The organism is Pseudomonas sp. WSY_20 (assembly GCF_043104335.1).
In the GTDB taxonomy this organism is placed as follows: domain Bacteria; phylum Pseudomonadota; class Gammaproteobacteria; order Pseudomonadales; family Pseudomonadaceae; genus Aquipseudomonas; species Aquipseudomonas parafulva_B.
The window spans coordinates 22057-39045 of record NZ_JBICKP010000022.1; the positions used below are offsets into that span (position 1 = coordinate 22057).

Consider the following 16989-nt stretch of genomic DNA (forward strand, 5'->3'; position numbering starts at 1 on the left):
AAGAGGGGCCGCCGCGCGGCCCCTTGCACTGGACGTTTACTTCTTCGCCGCCCAGGCGTTGAAACGTTGCTCCAGCTGCTCGCTGTTGTCCGCCCAGAAGGCCACGTCGATCTGCACCTGATTGGCGATGTTCTCAGGCGTGGTCGGCATGTCTTTCTTGACCTCTTCGGACAGCAGGTCGACCGCCTTGCTGTTGGCCGGGCCATAGGCGATGTTTTCGGAATACACCTTCTGCTGTTCAGGCTGCACGCTGAAGGCGATGAATTTCTTCGCCTCGTCGCTGTTCTTGGCGCCCTTGGGAATCGCCCAGGCGTCGAAGTCATAGATGCCGCCGTTCCACACCACCTTCAGGTTGCTCTCCTTCTGCACGGCAGCGATGCGCCCGTTGTACGCCGAACTCATGACCACGTCGCCCGAGGCCAGGTACTGCGGCGGCTGGGCGCCGGCTTCCCACCACTGGATGCTCGGTTTGAGCTGGTCGAGCTTCTTGAAGGCGCGGTCCACGCCTTCTTTGGTACCCAGCACCTTGTACACGTCCTTGGGCGCCACACCATCGGCCATCAAGGCGAATTCCAGGGTGTACTTGGCGCCTTTGCGCAGGCCGCGCTTGCCTGGGAATTTCTCGGTGTCCCAGAAATCGGCCCAGCTGCTCGGGGCGGTCTTGAGCTTGTCGGCGTTGTAGGCCAGCACCGTCGACCAGACGAAGAAGCCGACACCACAAGGCTGGATCGCACCTGGCACGTAGTCGGCCTCGTTGCCGAACAGCGCAGGGTCGAGCTCTTCGAACATGCCCTCGTCGCAGCCTCGGGCCAGTTCGGGTGATTCCACCTCGACCAGGTTCCAGGAGACACTCTTGGTGTCGACCATGGCCTTGACCTTGGCCATTTCACCGTTGTACTCACCGGCGACGATCTTGCCCTTGCCGGCCTTTTCCCACGGCTCGTAAAACGCCTTCACCTGGGCAGCCTTGTTGGCGCCGCCGAACGACACCACGGTCAGGTCCGCAGCCATGCTCTGGCCAGCGGCGAACAGCCCAAGGGCCAGGGCGGTCAGTTTCAACTGCTTGCGCATTTATTATTCTCTCCACAGTTCAGGGTTGGTGCTGCAAACCATCAATGGGCTTCGGTGATCGGATCCAGTGCACGGGCGTGTTCTACTTCCCAACCCAGTGGCACCACATCGCCCACGGCCAGGGCCGGGTCGAGTTCGGCGATGGGCTGCTTGACGAAGAAGTCGGCCTTGCCACACACCTCCAGACGAACGCGCACGTGGTCGCCCAGGTAGATGAACTCGGCCACGCGGCCGGAAAAGCGGTTGGCGCAGTGCTCGCTGTGGCCGTTGAGCCGTACCCGCTCCGGACGGATCGACAGGGTGACCGCTTCGCCTGGCCGGCCCACGTTTACAGCCAAGGCCTCGACCCGCTCGCCGCGCGCCAACTGCACCTGGCAGCGGTTACCGTCATGGGTGAGCAAGGTGCCGTTGAGCCGGTTGTTCTCACCGATGAAGTTGGCGACGAACGTATTGCTGGGTGCTTCATACAGGGTGCGTGGATCGGCGATCTGCTGAATCTCCCCCTGGTGGAACACCGCCACCCGATCGGACATGGTCAGCGCTTCGCCCTGATCGTGGGTCACGTACACCACGGTCACGCCCAGGCGCTGGTGGATGTGCTTGATCTCCATCTGCATGTGTTCACGCAGTTGCTTGTCCAGCGCGCCCAGTGGCTCGTCCATCAACACCAGTTGCGGCTCGAACACCAACGCCCGCGCCAAGGCCACGCGCTGTTGCTGCCCACCGGACAATTGGCCCGGGTAGCGCTTGGCGAAGCTGTCGAGCTGAACCATGTTCAATACCCGTTTGACCCGCTCGCTGATATCGGTCTTGCTCAGGTTGCGCACGGTCAGGGGAAACGCGAGGTTCTCGGCCACGGTCATGTGCGGGAACAAGGCGTAGTTCTGGAACACCATGCCGATATCGCGCTTGTGCGGGGGTACGTTGTTGATGGAGCGACCGGCCAGCTGGATTTCCCCGGCGGTGGGGGTCTCGAAGCCAGCGAGCATCATCAGGCTGGTGGTCTTGCCGGACCCGGAAGGCCCCAGCAGGGTGAGGAACTCGCCCTTGCGGATGTCGAGGTTGAGGTTCTTGACGATCAGCGACTCGCCGTCGTAGCTCTTCTGCACACCACGGAAGCTGACCAGCGTTTCGCCGGTGGCAGCGTTCGACTTCGCCTCGCTCATGCCTGCACCTTATTGTTGGATGACTGCGTGGGGCAAAGCGTAGAAGAGCCGCATCCCCCCGCAAATCGGGCGCCCAGAGAGAATGCCATCGTCCGGATGGAAGATTTGTTGTAGGGAACGCCCTACAAGCATGGCGCTTTCAGAACACAGGCCCACACAGTTCCAGGCGCTTGACCGCCAGCCCTTGAGCGCAAGACCGCGCCTATGCAGGCAGCGGCGCTGCAGGCGGCGGAAGATACAGGCTGGCAGCCTTCGTCTAGGCACCGGGTCACGGCAGCGATGGCGCGGCCGCGAATGTCGCAATCAGATCAGCTTGTGCTCCATCGCATACTTGACCAGCTCGGCCAGCGAATTCACTTTCAGCTTCTGCATCAGGCGCGCCTTGTGAGTGCTGATGGTCTTGCTCGACAACGCCAGTTGCTGGGCGATGTCATTGACGTTGGCGCCCTGGGCCAGGCGTTCGAACACCGAAAACTCCCGTTCCGACAGCAAGGTGTGCAAAGGCCTGGATTCGGTCAGGCCCACTTCGAACACCATGCGGTCTGCCAGCGCCGGATCGATGTAACGCCCACCACCGGCTACCCGGCGTATCGCCGCCAGCAATAATGCCGGGTCGCTGTCCTTGGTCGCGTATCCGGCCGCTCCGGCCTTCAGGGCGCGGGCTGCCATCTGCGCCTCGTCATGCATCGACAGCATCAGGATCGCAGGCGCATCGTGCAGGGCACGGATGCGCGGGATCGCTTCCAGTCCACTCACGCCCGGCATCGAAATATCCAGCAGCACCACGTCGCACCGGGTGTGCCGCAGGCTGTCGAGCAACTGCTCGCCGTTTGCGGCTTCCCCTACCACCTGCATGTCCTTGGCCAGCCCGATCAACTGCTTGATCCCTTCCCGGACAATGGTGTGGTCCTCGGCCACCAGCACTCGAATCACGTTCGCTCCTCCTGCTCCAGGGCAATGGCTACGCTCAAGCGCGTGCCGTCGCCGGGCTCACTGTGCAGCACCATGCTGCCGCCCATCATCAATACCCGCTCGCGCATCCCGACCAGGCCAAACGAGCTGGGGCGCGGCCGGTCTGGGCAGAAACCCTGCCCGTCGTCACTGACCGTCATGCGCAACTGCCCGGCCTCGCGCACCAGCTCGATTTCCACACTGTGCGCCTGGGCGTGGCGCATCACATTGGTGAGTGCTTCCTGAAGGATACGGAAAAGGCCCGTTGCCCGGGCGTCGCTCAACGCCGGCAGATGGTCAGGAACCTGTACCAGGCAAGGAATCTGGGTGCGCGCCTCGAAGCGTCGGGCTTGCCACTCGATCGCCGAGGCAATCCCGGCATCCAGAATGGGCGGGCGCAGTGCCGTGGCGACATCGCGTACCAGCTGAAACAACTGGCTGATCAGACGCTTCATGGTGGTCAGCCGCTCATTGAGGCCGGGGTCCAGTTCGGCAAAGGCCAGTTCGCACATGGATACTTCAAGCTTGAGTACGGTCAGCATCTGGCCCAGCTCATCGTGCACCTCGCGGGCGATTCGGGCTTTTTCCTCCTCGCGCACGCTTTCAAGGTGCGCCGAGAGTTCGCGCAGCTGCTCTTGGGAACGGGCCAGGGCCCGCTCGGCGCGTTTGCCCTGGGTGATGTCCCAGACCACCCCGTCCCAGACCAGCTGGCCGTTGCCCAGGCGCCGGGTGCTGGCCTTGATATCGGCCCAGCGCTGCTCGCCCTGACGCGTAAGGATGCGCCCCTGCCAGGCCCAGTCCTGCTCATTGGCCAGCGCCAGGTCTTGCACCCGGTGATAATCGGCGCGGTCGTCGGGATGTACCAGGTTGCGCAACCCCATCTGTGGGTGCTGGATCTCGCCAGGCGTATAGCCCACCAATGCTTCACTTCCCTCGCTGACATAGGGAAATTCAAGTCCACCCTCAGCGGGGTCTCGTTCCAGGCGAAACACCAGCCCTGGTACGTTGCCAGCGATCCCCTTCAGCCGTGCCTCGCTTTCGCGCAAGGCAGCCGTGGCGCGATGGCGCTCGGTGACATCGGCCAGGTACACCACCAGGTATTCCGCATCGCGAAACCGCAGGAAACTCAAAGACAGCTCCACCGGCAGCAGACGACCGTCAGCGCGCAGGCATCGGGTTTCGAACTGCCCCACACCGCTGTCGCCTGAACGCGCACCTTTCCACAGGTCCAGCCAGCGTTCCATGCTCAACGAGGGCTCGAAGTCCCCCAACGGCTTTTCCAGCAAGGCGCCTTCGCCATAACCCAGCATGCGCTCGGCGGCCGGGTTGGCATAGCGCACATGGCTGTCCCAGTTGACCCAGAGAATACCCACGGTGCTCTGGTCGATGGCGAACTGGCTCAGGCGCGAGGCTTCATCGCGCGCATGCCGCTCTACCAGTCGCTCACGGGTGGCCAACAGGCTGCGCTCCAGCTGGCTCTGCTGGCGGCGCTGCCATACCAGGGTGATCAACGCGCAGATCAGCAACAGCCCCAGTAACAAGGCCAGGTTTTGCCAGAACCCCGGCGACTCGCTGATCCTGGGATACCTGGGCTGCAACCAGCGCTGATGCAGCTGTTCCAGTTCTTTGGCCGGCAGTGCCTGCAAACCACGCTCCAGCACCCCGGCCAACAGTGGCCAGTCTGGCCGAGAACCCATGCGCAGCAGCTGCGGCAGGCCGATATCCCCCACCACCGCCAGTTCGCTGAACTCGCTTTCACGGGACAGACGACTGAGTTGGGCCTCGTCCATGACGGCGTAGCTGGCCTGCCCTCCGAGCACCAGTTGCAGGGCCTCACGGTCGTTCGGTACGCCCTGCAGGTTCAGGTTGCCGTAGTTGGCGCGCAGGTAATTGGCCAGAACCCCGGGCATGCGCACGGCCACGCGCTGGGCGGCGTCCAGTTTTTCCAGCTCAACGCCCAGCGCCGCGTTGCGGGGGCCCACGATCAACTGCGGCACGCGCATGTAGGGGTCGCTGAATAACCATAGGCGCAAGGTGGCCGGCGTCTGGGTCAAACCTGGCGCGAAGTCGATCTCCCCTGCTTGCAAGGCCCTTTCGAGATTGGCCTGGTCTGGATAATAGCGCCACGTGAGGTCCAGATGCAGCACTTTGGCCAAGCTGCTCACCAGCTCCACGTTAGCCCCGTACAGCTGCTGCAGGCGGCGGTCGAACTGGGCATAGGGGGCTTGCAATACCAACCCCACGCGCAAGCTGCGATGGGTCTCGAGCCATTGTTGCTGCGTCGGCTCCAGTGTGACGCCAGGCAACGTCTCAGGCCTTGCCATGACCATCAGCGGCAGCCACAGGCAACCGATCATCAACAGGCGATGCACTCGCTTCATCTACACGTTCGTCCACACAGGGGCGGCCATCGACCGTGGCCGTAACGGGCAAATACCATTACGCTGCCGGTATCATTCTGGCTTTGGGTTGAGACATGTTCACACTCTATCGCACGACGCTGGCAATGTGCTGCCTGGTCTCGCTCCTTCCTGTGGCGGCGCGGGCTGACGACGCACCGGCTACCCCGCCCGAGACACCGCCCGCAGCAGAAGCTACGCCCTCGCGCCCGCCCCTGATCGAGCGCAGCCAGGAGGACGCCCAGGCACTCGAACGCCGCGTGCCCAAGGCCGAACAGCAGACCCTGCAAGCCGGTGCCGACAGCTTCCTGGCGTTGTGGAAACCCGCCAACGACAGCGACCCGCAGGGCGCGGTGATCATCGTGCCAGGGGCCGGCGAAACGGCCGACTGGCCCAACGCCGTGGGGCCCCTGCGCCAGAAATTCCCGGATGTGGGCTGGCACAGCCTGAGCGTAAGCCTGCCTGACCTGCTGCTCGACAGCCCATTGGCGCGTGTGCAGGCCAAGCCTGCCACGGCGCCTGCTCAGGCCGATGGGCAAACGGCGCCTGCCAAGGACGAACCTGCCGACGCCAACGCCAACGTGGCGCAAGCCACCGCTGCCGAGCCCGAAGCGGCACAAGGGACCGATGCCGAAGCTGCCAGCCAGCAGGCCGACCCCGCCGATGCCGAGCGCATTTTCGCCCGCCTGGACGCCGCCGTCGCGTTCGCCCAGCAACACAATGCCCGCAGCATCGTGCTGATCGGCCATGGCAGTGGCGCCTACTGGGCAGCCCGTTACCTGAGCGAAAAGCAGCCGCCAGAGGTGCAGAAGCTGGTCATGGTTGCCGCCCAGACACCGGCGCGTGTCGAGCATGACCTGGAGAGCCTGACGCCCACCCTGAAAGTGCCCACGGCTGACATCTACTACGTGACCCGCAGCGCTGATCGCAACGCTGCCATGCAGCGCCTGCAGGCCAGCAAGCGGCAGAAAGACAGTCAATACCGCCAGTTGTCCCTGATCGCCATGCCGGGCAATCAGGCCGCCGACCAGGAACAGTTGTTTCGTCGCGTGCGGGGCTGGATGCAGCCCTGATTGTACGGGCAGGGCAGGATCTCTGCCGGCGCTCGGTCCCGGCTAGAAATCGCGGCGCTTACGGATCAGCGCGTAAGCCTGGTGCAGTTCGCGGGTTCGCTCGGTGGCTTCGCGTAGCTGCGCCTCGCTGGCGCCGGCGCCGGCCAGCTTGTCCGGGTGGTGACGACTGACCAGTCGCCGATAAGCCTGTTTGACAAGCGCGCCCTCGGTGTCGGTGTCCACGCCAAGCAGGCGCATCGCGGCTGCATAGGTCATGCCGACCCCTGCCATGCCAGCCGTTCGACGAGGTTCGTACTCCTGGGACATGGCCTGCACCTGGCGCCGGCTCATGCCCAGTTTGTGCCCCCAGTCCAGCAGCAGCTCCCGCTCCTTGTTGCCCATCTTGCCGTCGGCCCAGACCATGCGCCAGCTGGCGCGCAAGGTGCCTTCCGCCCCATGGGGCTGCTGGCGGATCCGGCGCAGATAGCTGCCCAACCGCTCCTTGCCACCCTTGCCCCGATTGAAGGCATCGATCGCCCGCAACCTGGCCGCTTCATCCAGGTTCAGCCGGGCCATTTCCTGCCGAGCCTGCTGGATATGTTGCTCGACCACACGCCCATCGCTCTTGGCCAGGCGCCCCAGCAGCACGAACAGCAACTCTTCGTCCCTTGGCGCCGGACGCCCGCCCAAACGCTCGCGCACATCGTCCCAGCCTTGCAGGCGCAGGTGACGGTCCATCATCTGCCCCGCCAGCGCACCGAGCAGGGCACCAGGAATGCTGGCGATGGCAAACCCTGCCCCAGCCCCGATCAACGTGCCTGGCCACCACATCTCAGCGGTGCTCGCCCAGCCGACGCTCGGCCTCGGCCAGACGCTCGACGGTGCCCACGTCGACCCAGTGCCCGGCAAAATGCTCACCGCTCACCTGGCCGCTGGCCATGGCCTGGCGCAGCAAGGGCGCCAACTTGAAGGCGCCGGGTTTGCAGCCTTCGAACAACGCCGGATGCAGCACCGAAATACCGCTGAAGGTCAACGTACCGGGCGCATCGTCCCCATCGACCACTTGGGTACCGGCCAGGCGAAAGTCGCCTTGGCCGTGATGCCCGGGGTTGTCCACCAGCACCAGGTGGGCCTGCCCTTGCAGCGGCGCCTGCAGGCGCGAGAAATCGTAATCGGTCCAGATGTCACCGTTGATCAACAGGAACGGCGCATCTCCCAGCAAAGGCAAGGCCTTGAAGATACCGCCTCCGGTCTCCAGCGGTTCGCCTTCAGGGGAATAGGCGATACGCAAGCCGTAACGGCTGCCATCGCCCAAGTGGTCCTCGATCTGCTTGCCCAGCCAGGCGTGGTTGATCACGACGTCGGTGACCCCTGCCGCGGCAAGGGCCATCAGGTGGTATTCGATCAGCGGGCGCCCCGCCAGCGGTATCAGCGGCTTGGGCGTGTGCAGGGTCAGCGGGCGCATACGCTCGCCTTTGCCTGCTGCCAGAATCATCGCCTTCATGCACGCGCTCCCGCTTGCAGGCCAGCAATCAGCTCGCCCAGCTCGGCAAGCTCCGGCCGCCGGCCGATCACTTCTTCTATATAGGCGAAGAAGCGCGGTACGTCGGCCAGATAACGGGGCTTGCCGTCACGGTGGCAGATGCGGGCAAAGATGCCAATCACCTTGAGATGGCGCTGTACGCCCATCAGGTCGCTGGCACGCTGGAAGGCTTCGAACGTGCCCTGCACCGGTACGCCTGCGGCCTTGGCCTTGTGCCAGTAATCGCGCAGCCAACCTTCGACCCTCGCTTGCGGCCAACTGAGGAACGCATCCTTGAACAGGCAGGTGATGTCGTAGGTGACCGGGCCGTAAACGGCATCCTGGAAATCCAGCACGCCGGGGTTAGGGGCGCTCTGCATCAGGTTGCGCGGCATGTAGTCGCGGTGTACCAGCACCTGCGGCTGGGCCAGGGCGCTGTCGATCAGCAACTGGCTGGACCGCTGCCACGCTGCCGCCTGGGCCTCGTCGAACGCCAGGCCAAGCACATGCTTCACGTACCACTGGGGGAACAGTTCCACTTCCCGGCGCAGCAGTGCCTCGTCATAGCGGGGCAACGGTGCGTCCATGGGCAGCGCCTGCAAGGCCAGCAAGGCATCGATGGCATCGGCGAACAGGGCATCGGCATTGTCGGCGTTGATGACGTCCAGGTAGGTCTGGCGGCCCAGATCGCCCAGTAACAGGAAACCGCGCTCAAGGTCCTGGGCATGAATCACGGGCACATGCACACCGCCACTGGCCAGCAGGTGATCAATGGCGACGAACGGTCGGCAATCTTCCTGGGGCGGCGGTGCATCCATGATCACGAAACTGTGCCCTGCGCCCTCCCAGCGAAAATAGCGGCGAAAGCTCGCGTCGCTGCTGGCAGGCGTCAGGCTGCCGGCCGGCACCGGGCCCCAGGCCTGGCGCAGGAAAAGGTCTTGGAGTTGCTGGTCGAGCCACGCGGACAGTTGCTGCAGGCGTACATCGTGTTCAGGCATTACAAGGGTCTCCGACGGCCCTAGCCGTCAAGCGGGTCATGCTTTATTATCCAGCATCTTTTTCAGACCATCGAGAGGCGTGCGGCCCCACACGCGGGCAGATGGCACGCAGGAAGCCCGGACTAATAAGATGGCATTGAAATCCCCCGCGTTTCGTAGAAAGTTTCCGTTGCTCGTCACCGGCAGTCTGCTGGCCCTGCAACCTCTGGCCATGTCGCACGTCTTGGCAGCCGAACAATTCGACTGCCAAGTGTCCGCCTCCGGTGGTTGGGACTGCAAGCCCAAAACCGCCGTCACCAACCTGCCACCGCGCCCGGTGCACGAGGGTGCCGCCGCTGCTGGCGGTACCGGCACCGAAGCGGCCGGCGAAGCCGAGGCCGACCGGCCGGTGCTGGTCACCGAGGCCAAGGGCCGTGGGCTGAAGTCGCGCAGCGAGGACTACAGCCACCTGGACTGGGTCCCGCGTGACAAGCTGACCGCCGCGCAACTGGCCGAAACCGGCCCGTACTGCGGCGGTGCCTATGTCGAGCCGCTACGCCCCGGCATGGCTGACACCACGCCCAAGGACGAGTCGCCGACCTACATCAATGCCAAGGTATCCAAGTACCAGCAGGAGCAGCAGATTGCGACTCTGGCCGGTGACGTGGTCATGCGCCAGGGCAGCATGCAGGCCCAGGCCGACGAGGCCAACCTGTACCAGGCCGAGAACCGTGGCGAGCTCAAGGGCAACGTCAAGATCCGCGACAACGGCTCGCTGGTCGTCGGTGACCAGGCGCAGATCCAGCTCGACACCGGCGAAGCCCAGGTCGACAACGCCGAATACGTGATGCACAAGTCGCACATTCGCGGCAGTGCCCTGTACGCCAAGCGCGGTGAGAACGCCATCATCCGCCTCAAGGACGGTACGTACACCACCTGCGAACCGGGCAGCAACGCCTGGCAGCTCAAGGGCAACAACATCACCCTCAACCCGGCCACCGGGTTCGGCACCGCCACAAACGTCACGCTGCGGGTCAAGGATTTCCCGGTGTTCTACACACCGTACATCTACTTCCCGATCGACGACCGCCGCCAGTCCGGCTTCCTGCCGCCGTCGTTCAGCACCAGCAGCGACACCGGCTTCATGCTGGTGACCCCGTACTACTTCAACCTGGCGCCCAACTACGACGCCACCTTGTACCCGCGCTACATGACCAAGCGTGGCCTGTTGATGGAAGGCGAGTTCCGCTACCTGACGCCTTCGAGCGAAGGCCAGTTCGGCGGCGCCTACCTCAACGACAAGAGCGACGAGCGCAAGGACCAGACCGACTACAAAGACCAGCGCTACATGGTCAACTGGCAGCACAAGGGTGGCCTGAACGAGCGCCTGATGACCGAGGTGAACTACACCGACATCAGCGACCCGTTCTACTTCCAGGACCTGGAGTCGGACCAGATTGGCGTCGAGAACAAGGACTTCCTCGACCAGCAGGGTGCCCTGACCTACCGCGGCGACAGCTACACCGCGCGGTTGAACGTGCATGCCTACGAGGCGGCGACCATCTCGCAGATCACGCCTTACGACCGTCTGCCGCAGATCACCCTCAACGGTGTGCTGCCGTACCAACCGGGCGGCTTGACCATGGGCTACGAAACCGAAGCGGTACGTTTCGATCGTGACCTTAAGAGCGACTTCGTCCGCGACAAGGATGGCAACCCAGATCTGTCTGCAGGGTTCCCTGGCCGCCGTCTGGATCAGAATATCTTTGGCGTAGCGCGCGCCAACGGCACGCGCTTGAACGTGGCACCGTCCATCAGCCTGCCGATGACGGCCAGCTACGGTTACCTCACCCCCAAGCTCAAGTATGCATACACCAAGTACGACTTGGATCTAGACAGCGAAGGCAAACGCAACCTTATCGAAGACCCGAGCCGCATTGCGCTCGAAGGTGACTTCAAGAGCAGCCAAAGCCGCGACGTCCCGATCTTCAGCGTAGACAGCGGCCTGTATTTCGATCGCAACACTTCACTGTTCGGTACGAACTACAAGCAAACACTCGAGCCGCGCCTGTTCTACCTCTATGTCCCCTACAAGGATCAGAAAGACATTCCGCTGTTCGATACCAGCGAAACCCTGTTCAGCTACGACTCGCTGTTCCGCGACAACCGTTTCAGCGGTTCGGACCGCATTGGCGACGAGAACAAGCTCTCGCTGGGTGTCACCACTCGCTGGATCGAAGACGACGGCTTCGAGCGTCAGAACTTCAGCATCGGCCAAGCGTACTACTTCAAGGACCGCAAGGTTCAGCTGCCGGGTATCGATTACAAGAACCGCAGCTATGCCCAGTCCGACACTTCGCCTTACGCGCTGGTGTACAACTACTACTTCAACCGCGATTGGCGCTTCAATTCGGATTTCAACTGGGACCAGGACAGCCACAGCACTCGCTCGGCCAGCGCCATGTTCCACTACCAGCCTGAGGCCAATCCGAACAAGATCGTCAACCTGGGCTATCGCTACCGGAACGATACGGTCGCCTTCGATTCCAGCACGGGTCGCTGGAAAGTGGACGGTGGCGACTACGGCACCCCAGGTAGCCCGAACTACATCAAGGACTACTACAAGATCCAGCAGCACGACTTCTCGGTCATCTGGCCGATCGTCCCGCAGTGGAGCGTCATCGCTCGCTGGCAGCATGACTACAACCGCAACCGCACCCTGGAAGCCATGGGCGGTTTCGAGTACGACAACTGCTGCTGGAAGCTGCGCTTGATCAACCGTTACTGGCTCGACTTCGACGACTACAGCCAGGCACTGCCGCAGAACGAAAAAGGCGACCATGGCGTATTCCTACAGGTCGTTCTCAAGGGCCTCGGCGGCGTCGTTGGCAACAAGGTCGAATCCTTCCTCGGCCAAGGCATTCAAGGTTACCGTGAACGTGAAGAACAAGCTTATTGATCGACTGCGCCCAGTGCTGCTGGGCGTCGCTTTGCTGAGTGGCGCGGTGCATGCCGCGGTGCAACCGCTTGACCGGGTGGTGGCCATCGTCGACAACGACGTGGTCATGCAAAGCCAATTGGACCAGCGCGTGCGTGAAGTTCAGCAGACCATCGCCAAGCGCGGCGGCAGCGTGCCGCCAAGCGGCGCCCTGCAGCAGCAGGTGCTGGAACGCCTGATCGTCGAAAACCTGCAGTTGCAGATCGGCGAGCGCTCGGGCATCCGCATCACTGATGAGGAGCTGAACCAGGCGATCGGCACCATTGCCCAGCGCAACGGCATGTCCATCGACCAGTTCCGCGCGGCGCTGGCCCATGACGGCCTGTCGTTCGACGATGCTCGCGAGCAGGTCAAGCGCGAGATGATCATCAGCCGCGTGCGCCAACGCCGGGTGGCAGAGCGCATCCAGGTGTCGGAGCAGGAAGTTAAGAACTTCCTTAATTCGGACATGGGCAAGATGCAGATGTCCGAAGAATACCGTCTGGCCAACATCCTGATCCCAACGCCGGAAGCGGCCAACTCCAGCGACATCCAGAAGGCTGCGCGCAAAGTGGGCGATGTCTACCAGCAGCTCAAGCAAGGCGCGGACTTCGGTCAGATGGCAATCGCCAACTCGGCCAGCGAGAACGCGCTCGAGGGCGGCGAGATGGGCTGGCGCAAAGCCGGTCAACTGCCCCCAGACTTTGCCAAGATGCTGAGCAGCATGCCGGTGGGTGAGATCACCCAGCCCATTCGCATCCCCAACGGCTTCATCATCCTCAAACTCGAGGAGAAGCGTGGTGGCAGCGAGAACGTGCTGCGCGACGAGGTGCACGTACGCCACATCCTGATCAAGCCAAGTGAAGTGCGCAGCGAAGCCGCCACCCAGCAACTGGCTGAAAAGATCTACGAGCGCATCGAAAATGGTGAAGACTTTGCCACCCTGGCCAAGAGCTTCTCGGAAGATCCGGGCTCGGCGCTCAACGGCGGCGACCTCAACTGGGTAGACCCGAACACCCTGGTGCCGGAGTTCCGCGAGCAGATGGCCAACGCACAGCAAGGCGTGGTGACCAAGCCGTTCAAGACCCAATATGGCTGGCATGTGATGGAAGTGATGGGCCGCCGCGCCACTGACAGCACAGAACAGGCCCGTGAACAGCAAGCCCTGAGCGTGCTGCGCAACCGCAAGTACGACGAAGAGCTGCAAACCTGGCTGCGCCAGATTCGCGACGAAGCCTACGTTGAAATCAAGCTGCCTGGCGCTGACCAGGCCGCTCAGTGAAGCCCCTGCGCTTCGCCGTCACACCCGGCGAGCCAGCGGGGATAGGTCCTGACCTATGCCTGCTGCTCGCTGCCGACGCTCAGCCCCACCCCCTGATTGCCATCTCCAACCGTGACCTGCTCGCCGAGCGGGCCACCCAGCTGGGGCTGGACATCACCTTGCTGCCTGTCATGCCAGGTCAATGGCCGAGTCAACCGGCACCCGCTGGCAGCCTGTATGTGTGGGACACGCCGCTGTCTGCCTCAGTGGTCGCCGGTCAGCTGGACAAGGCCAATGCGCCGTTCGTGCTGCAGACCTTGACCCGTGCCGGACAAGGCTGCCTGGACGGCGATTTCGACGGCATGATCACAGCGCCCGTGCACAAGGGCGTTATCAACGAAAGCGGTATTCCTTTTTCGGGGCATACCGAGTTTCTCGCTGAGCTGACCCATACCGCCCAAGTGGTGATGATGCTCGCCACCCATGGCCTGCGCGTCGCCTTGGTCACCACCCACCTGCCCCTGCGTGACATCGCCGAGGCCATTACTGCCGAGCGCATCGAGCGCGTGACACGCATTCTGCATGCCGACATGCGCGACAAATTCGGCATCGCCAACCCTCGCATCCTGGTATGCGGCCTGAACCCCCATGCGGGAGAAGGTGGCCACCTGGGCCGCGAGGAAATCGACATCATCGAGCCTACCCTGGCCCGCCTGCGTGCCGAAGGCATGGACCTGCGCGGGCCACTGCCGGCCGATACCCTGTTTACCCCCAAATATCTGGAGCACTGCGACGCGGTGCTGGCGATGTACCACGACCAAGGGCTTCCCGTACTCAAGTACAAGGGCTTCGGCGCTGCGGTCAATGTCACGCTGGGCCTGCCGATCATTCGTACCTCGGTTGATCATGGCACGGCCTTGGACCTGGCCGGCACCGGCAAAGTCGATACCGGCAGCCTGCGCGTTGCCCTGGACACCGCCTACCAGATGGCCGAGAACCGACCATGAACGAGCAATACCAACACCGGGCGCGCAAGCGTTTCGGGCAGAACTTCCTGCACGATGCAGGCATCATCGACCGCATCCTGCGCGCCATCAATGCCAAGCCAGGCGAACACCTGCTTGAAATCGGCCCGGGCCAGGGCGCATTGACCGAAGGCTTGCTGAGCAGCGGCGCGCAACTGGATGTGGTGGAGCTGGACAAGGACCTGGTGCCGATCCTGCAACACAAGTTTGCAGGCAATGGCAATTTCCGCCTGCACCAAGGTGACGCCCTGAAGTTCGACTTCAACCAGCTCGGCGTACCGGCACGTAGCCTCAAGGTGGTGGGCAACCTGCCCTACAACATCTCTACACCTTTGATCTTCCACCTGCTCAGCCACGCCGGCCTCATCCGGGACATGCACTTCATGCTGCAGAAGGAAGTGGTCGAGCGTATGGCCGCAGGGCCTGGGGGCGGTGATTGGGGTCGGCTGTCGATCATGGTCCAGTATCACTGCCGCGTCGAACACTTGTTCAACGTAGGCCCCGGCGCCTTCAACCCGCCGCCGAAAGTGGACTCAGCCATCGTCCGGCTGGTGCCGCACGACGTGCTGCCCCACCCGGCTAAGGATCCGCAGTTGCTTGAGCGGGTGGTTCGCGATGCGTTCAACCAGCGTCGCAAGACGTTGCGTAATACCCTCAAAGGCTTGCTCGACAGCGCCGCCATCGAGGCCGCTGGCGTGGATGGTAGCCTGCGCCCCGAGCAGCTGGATCTGGCGGCTTTCGTGCGCCTGGCCGACCAGTTGGCTGATCAACCGGCCTGACCGACCCCCAGCCCCTGCCCCGCTGACCGCAGTCAGCACTTGCAAGCTGATCGCCGCCCCGATGCTTGGGGCTTGCTTGCCGGGCCAGCCTGCCATCGCGCCGCTGGCCCTCGCCCCTCCCTATGGCCTAGACTGCATCATTGCGTCAGTTCCCCAAGGCCCTTGCATGACCGACCCTCGCTATCAGATCGACGTCAGCGTCGTGACCCGTTACCTCAAAGAGCAATCCGACCCTGAAAGCAGCCGTTTCGCTTTCGCCTACACCATCACGATCCATAACAATGGCTCGCTCAAGGCCAGGCTGCTGTCCCGGCACTGGCTGATCACCAACGGTGATGGCGAGGTCGAAGAGGTGCAAGGCTCTGGCGTGGTCGGTCAACAACCTACGATTGAGCCAGGCCAGAGCCATACCTACAGCAGCGGCGCCGTCATCACCACCCGCGTTGGAACCATGCAGGGCAGCTACGAAATGTTTGCCGAGGACGGCAAGCGCTTCGACGCACAGATCGCGCCGTTCCGCCTGGCAGTACCTGGGGCGCTGCACTGATGGCCACGTACGCCGTCGGTGACTTGCAAGGATGCCTGCAGCCGCTCAAATGCCTGCTTGAACGTGTGCGCTTCGACCCGGCTGTGGACAAGTTGTGGCTGGTCGGCGACCTGGTGAACCGTGGCCCCGAGTCGCTCGAGACGCTGCGCTATTTGTATTCGATTCGCCAGTCGCTCACCTGCGTGCTGGGCAACCATGACCTGCACCTGCTTGCGGCCTGGCGCAACGTCGAACGTCTCAAGAAGAGCGACACGTTGCGCGAAATCATCGAGGCCCCTGACGCCGACCAGCTGCTCGACTGGCTGCGCCAGCAAAAGCTGCTGCATTACGATGAACCGCGCGGCATCGCCTTGGTACACGCGGGCATTCCCCCGCAATGGACACTGGGCAAAGCCCTGGAGCTGGCTGCCGAAGTCGAAGAAGTACTGCGCGATGACAGCCGTCTGCCGCTGTATCTGGACGGTATGTACGGCAACGAGCCCGCCAAGTGGAGCAAGCGTCTGGCGGGTGTCGAACGCCTCAGGGTCATTACCAATTACCTGACGCGCATGCGCTTCTGCACCGCAGAAGGCAAACTTGAATTCAAGAGCAAGGAAGGGCTGGACAGCGCCCCCAAAGGGTACAAGCCCTGGTTCGCCCACAAAGGTCGGCGTTCGCGTCACGTGAAGATCATCTTCGGGCACTGGGCCGCCTTGCAGGGCCAGGTCGAGGAACCCGGAGTCATTGCGCTGGACACAGGCTGCGTATGGGGTGGGTCCATGACCCTGTACAACGTCGATGACGGCCAGTACCACCATTGCGATTGTGCCGATGACGGCACCCTGCGCCCTGCGGCGCCAATTCCAACCTTCAACGATCAACCCGGAACAGAGCCAACTCCATGAGCGAATTCAAGCGCATCCCTCCCGAACAGGCCCTGGCCCTGCGTGCGCAAGGTGCCGTCGTGGTCGACATTCGTGACCCGCAGGCCTACGCAGCAGGTCACATCACTGGTGCCCGCCACCTGGACAACCACTCGGTCGCCGACTTCATTCGCAATGCCGACCTGGACGCACCGACGCTGGTCGTCTGCTACCACGGCAATTCGAGCCAAAGCGCAGCTGCCTACCTGGTAGGACAAGGCTTTTCCGACGTGTACAGTGTCGATGGTGGCTTCGAGCTATGGCGCTCGACCTATCCTGCCGAAACCGCCCAAGGCATTGAAGAATAAATTTTTCATTGTCACTGCAGCCCGCGCCATGCGCGGGCTGGAGACCGTTCTG

Annotated in this window: 15 protein-coding genes; 8 read left to right on the plus strand and 7 right to left on the minus strand. The window is 63.1% G+C overall.

Going from position 1 to position 16989, the window contains the following annotated elements; all coding sequences use genetic code 11:
• Positions 1-36 precede the first annotated feature (36 nt).
• The 4 genes from ACF8E5_RS06810 to ACF8E5_RS06825 form a co-directional block, all read right to left on the minus strand.
• Positions 37-1071, minus strand: coding sequence for an ABC transporter substrate-binding protein (locus tag ACF8E5_RS06810; RefSeq protein WP_058603049.1), 1035 nt, complete (start codon positions 1069-1071; stop codon positions 37-39).
• A gap of 41 nt (positions 1072-1112) precedes the next feature.
• Positions 1113-2237 carry an ABC transporter ATP-binding protein gene (locus tag ACF8E5_RS06815; RefSeq protein ID WP_058603048.1) on the minus strand — a complete coding sequence of 375 codons (1125 nt, stop codon included), beginning with the start codon at positions 2235-2237 and terminating at the stop codon, positions 1113-1115.
• 303 nt (positions 2238-2540) lie between these two features.
• Entirely contained in the window at positions 2541-3170 is a 630-nt protein-coding gene (locus ACF8E5_RS06820) for a response regulator transcription factor (protein WP_058603047.1), read from the minus strand.
• Complete coding sequence (locus ACF8E5_RS06825) at positions 3167-5569, minus strand: PAS domain S-box protein (RefSeq protein ID WP_392475056.1); 2403 nt, start codon at positions 5567-5569, stop codon at positions 3167-3169. The genes ACF8E5_RS06820 and ACF8E5_RS06825 overlap by 4 nt, the downstream gene beginning before the upstream one ends.
• A 95-nt stretch (positions 5570-5664) precedes the next feature.
• Here ACF8E5_RS06825 and ACF8E5_RS06830 point away from each other — a divergent pair, with 95 nt between their 5' ends.
• Positions 5665-6660: an alpha/beta hydrolase family protein gene (locus tag ACF8E5_RS06830; protein ID WP_182138686.1), complete on the plus strand. Its 996-nt coding sequence runs from the start codon at positions 5665-5667 to the stop codon at positions 6658-6660.
• Positions 6661-6702: 42 nt separating this feature from the next.
• Here ACF8E5_RS06830 and ACF8E5_RS06835 read toward each other — a convergent pair whose 3' ends face one another.
• Genes ACF8E5_RS06835 through ACF8E5_RS06845 form a run of 3 tightly spaced genes read right to left on the minus strand, consistent with a single transcriptional unit; the run spans position 6703 to position 9159 of the window.
• Positions 6703-7470, minus strand: coding sequence for a TerB family tellurite resistance protein (locus tag ACF8E5_RS06835; protein ID WP_392475058.1), 768 nt, complete (start codon positions 7468-7470; stop codon positions 6703-6705).
• 1 nt (position 7471) lies between these two features.
• A complete protein-coding gene (gene murU, locus ACF8E5_RS06840) occupies positions 7472-8143 on the minus strand; it encodes an N-acetylmuramate alpha-1-phosphate uridylyltransferase MurU (protein WP_392475059.1) in 672 nt (223 codons plus the stop codon).
• A complete protein-coding gene (locus ACF8E5_RS06845) occupies positions 8140-9159 on the minus strand; it encodes an aminoglycoside phosphotransferase family protein (RefSeq protein WP_392475060.1) in 1020 nt (339 codons plus the stop codon). The genes murU and ACF8E5_RS06845 overlap by 4 nt, the downstream gene beginning before the upstream one ends.
• A 130-nt stretch (positions 9160-9289) precedes the next feature.
• Here ACF8E5_RS06845 and ACF8E5_RS06850 point away from each other — a divergent pair, with 130 nt between their 5' ends.
• The 7 genes from ACF8E5_RS06850 to glpE all read left to right on the plus strand — a co-directional run bounded on the left by ACF8E5_RS06850 (position 9290) and on the right by glpE (position 16937).
• Positions 9290-12097 (plus strand): LPS-assembly protein LptD, encoded by a 2808-nt coding sequence (locus tag ACF8E5_RS06850; protein WP_078479216.1) that lies wholly within the window; start codon positions 9290-9292, stop codon positions 12095-12097.
• The gene (gene surA, locus ACF8E5_RS06855; protein ID WP_196127740.1) at positions 12072-13397 is read left to right on the plus strand and encodes a peptidylprolyl isomerase SurA; all 1326 of its coding nucleotides are present in this window, start codon (positions 12072-12074) and stop codon (positions 13395-13397) included. The genes ACF8E5_RS06850 and surA overlap by 26 nt, the downstream gene beginning before the upstream one ends.
• On the plus strand, positions 13394-14383 hold the full coding sequence (pdxA, locus tag ACF8E5_RS06860; RefSeq protein ID WP_196127741.1) for a 4-hydroxythreonine-4-phosphate dehydrogenase PdxA: 990 nt from the start codon (positions 13394-13396) through the stop codon (positions 14381-14383). Before surA ends, pdxA begins: the two co-directional genes overlap by 4 nt.
• On the plus strand, positions 14380-15180 hold the full coding sequence (gene rsmA, locus ACF8E5_RS06865; RefSeq protein WP_078479218.1) for a 16S rRNA (adenine(1518)-N(6)/adenine(1519)-N(6))-dimethyltransferase RsmA: 801 nt from the start codon (positions 14380-14382) through the stop codon (positions 15178-15180). The genes pdxA and rsmA overlap by 4 nt, the downstream gene beginning before the upstream one ends.
• Positions 15181-15346: 166 nt before the next feature.
• Positions 15347-15727, plus strand: coding sequence for a Co2+/Mg2+ efflux protein ApaG (gene apaG / locus ACF8E5_RS06870; protein ID WP_058603038.1), 381 nt, complete (start codon positions 15347-15349; stop codon positions 15725-15727).
• Complete coding sequence (locus ACF8E5_RS06875) at positions 15727-16611, plus strand: symmetrical bis(5'-nucleosyl)-tetraphosphatase (RefSeq protein ID WP_145253931.1); 885 nt, start codon at positions 15727-15729, stop codon at positions 16609-16611. Before apaG ends, ACF8E5_RS06875 begins: the two co-directional genes overlap by 1 nt.
• Positions 16608-16937 carry a thiosulfate sulfurtransferase GlpE gene (gene glpE, locus ACF8E5_RS06880; protein ID WP_058603036.1) on the plus strand — a complete coding sequence of 110 codons (330 nt, stop codon included), beginning with the start codon at positions 16608-16610 and terminating at the stop codon, positions 16935-16937. The genes ACF8E5_RS06875 and glpE overlap by 4 nt, the downstream gene beginning before the upstream one ends.
• Positions 16938-16989: the final 52 nt, after the last annotated feature.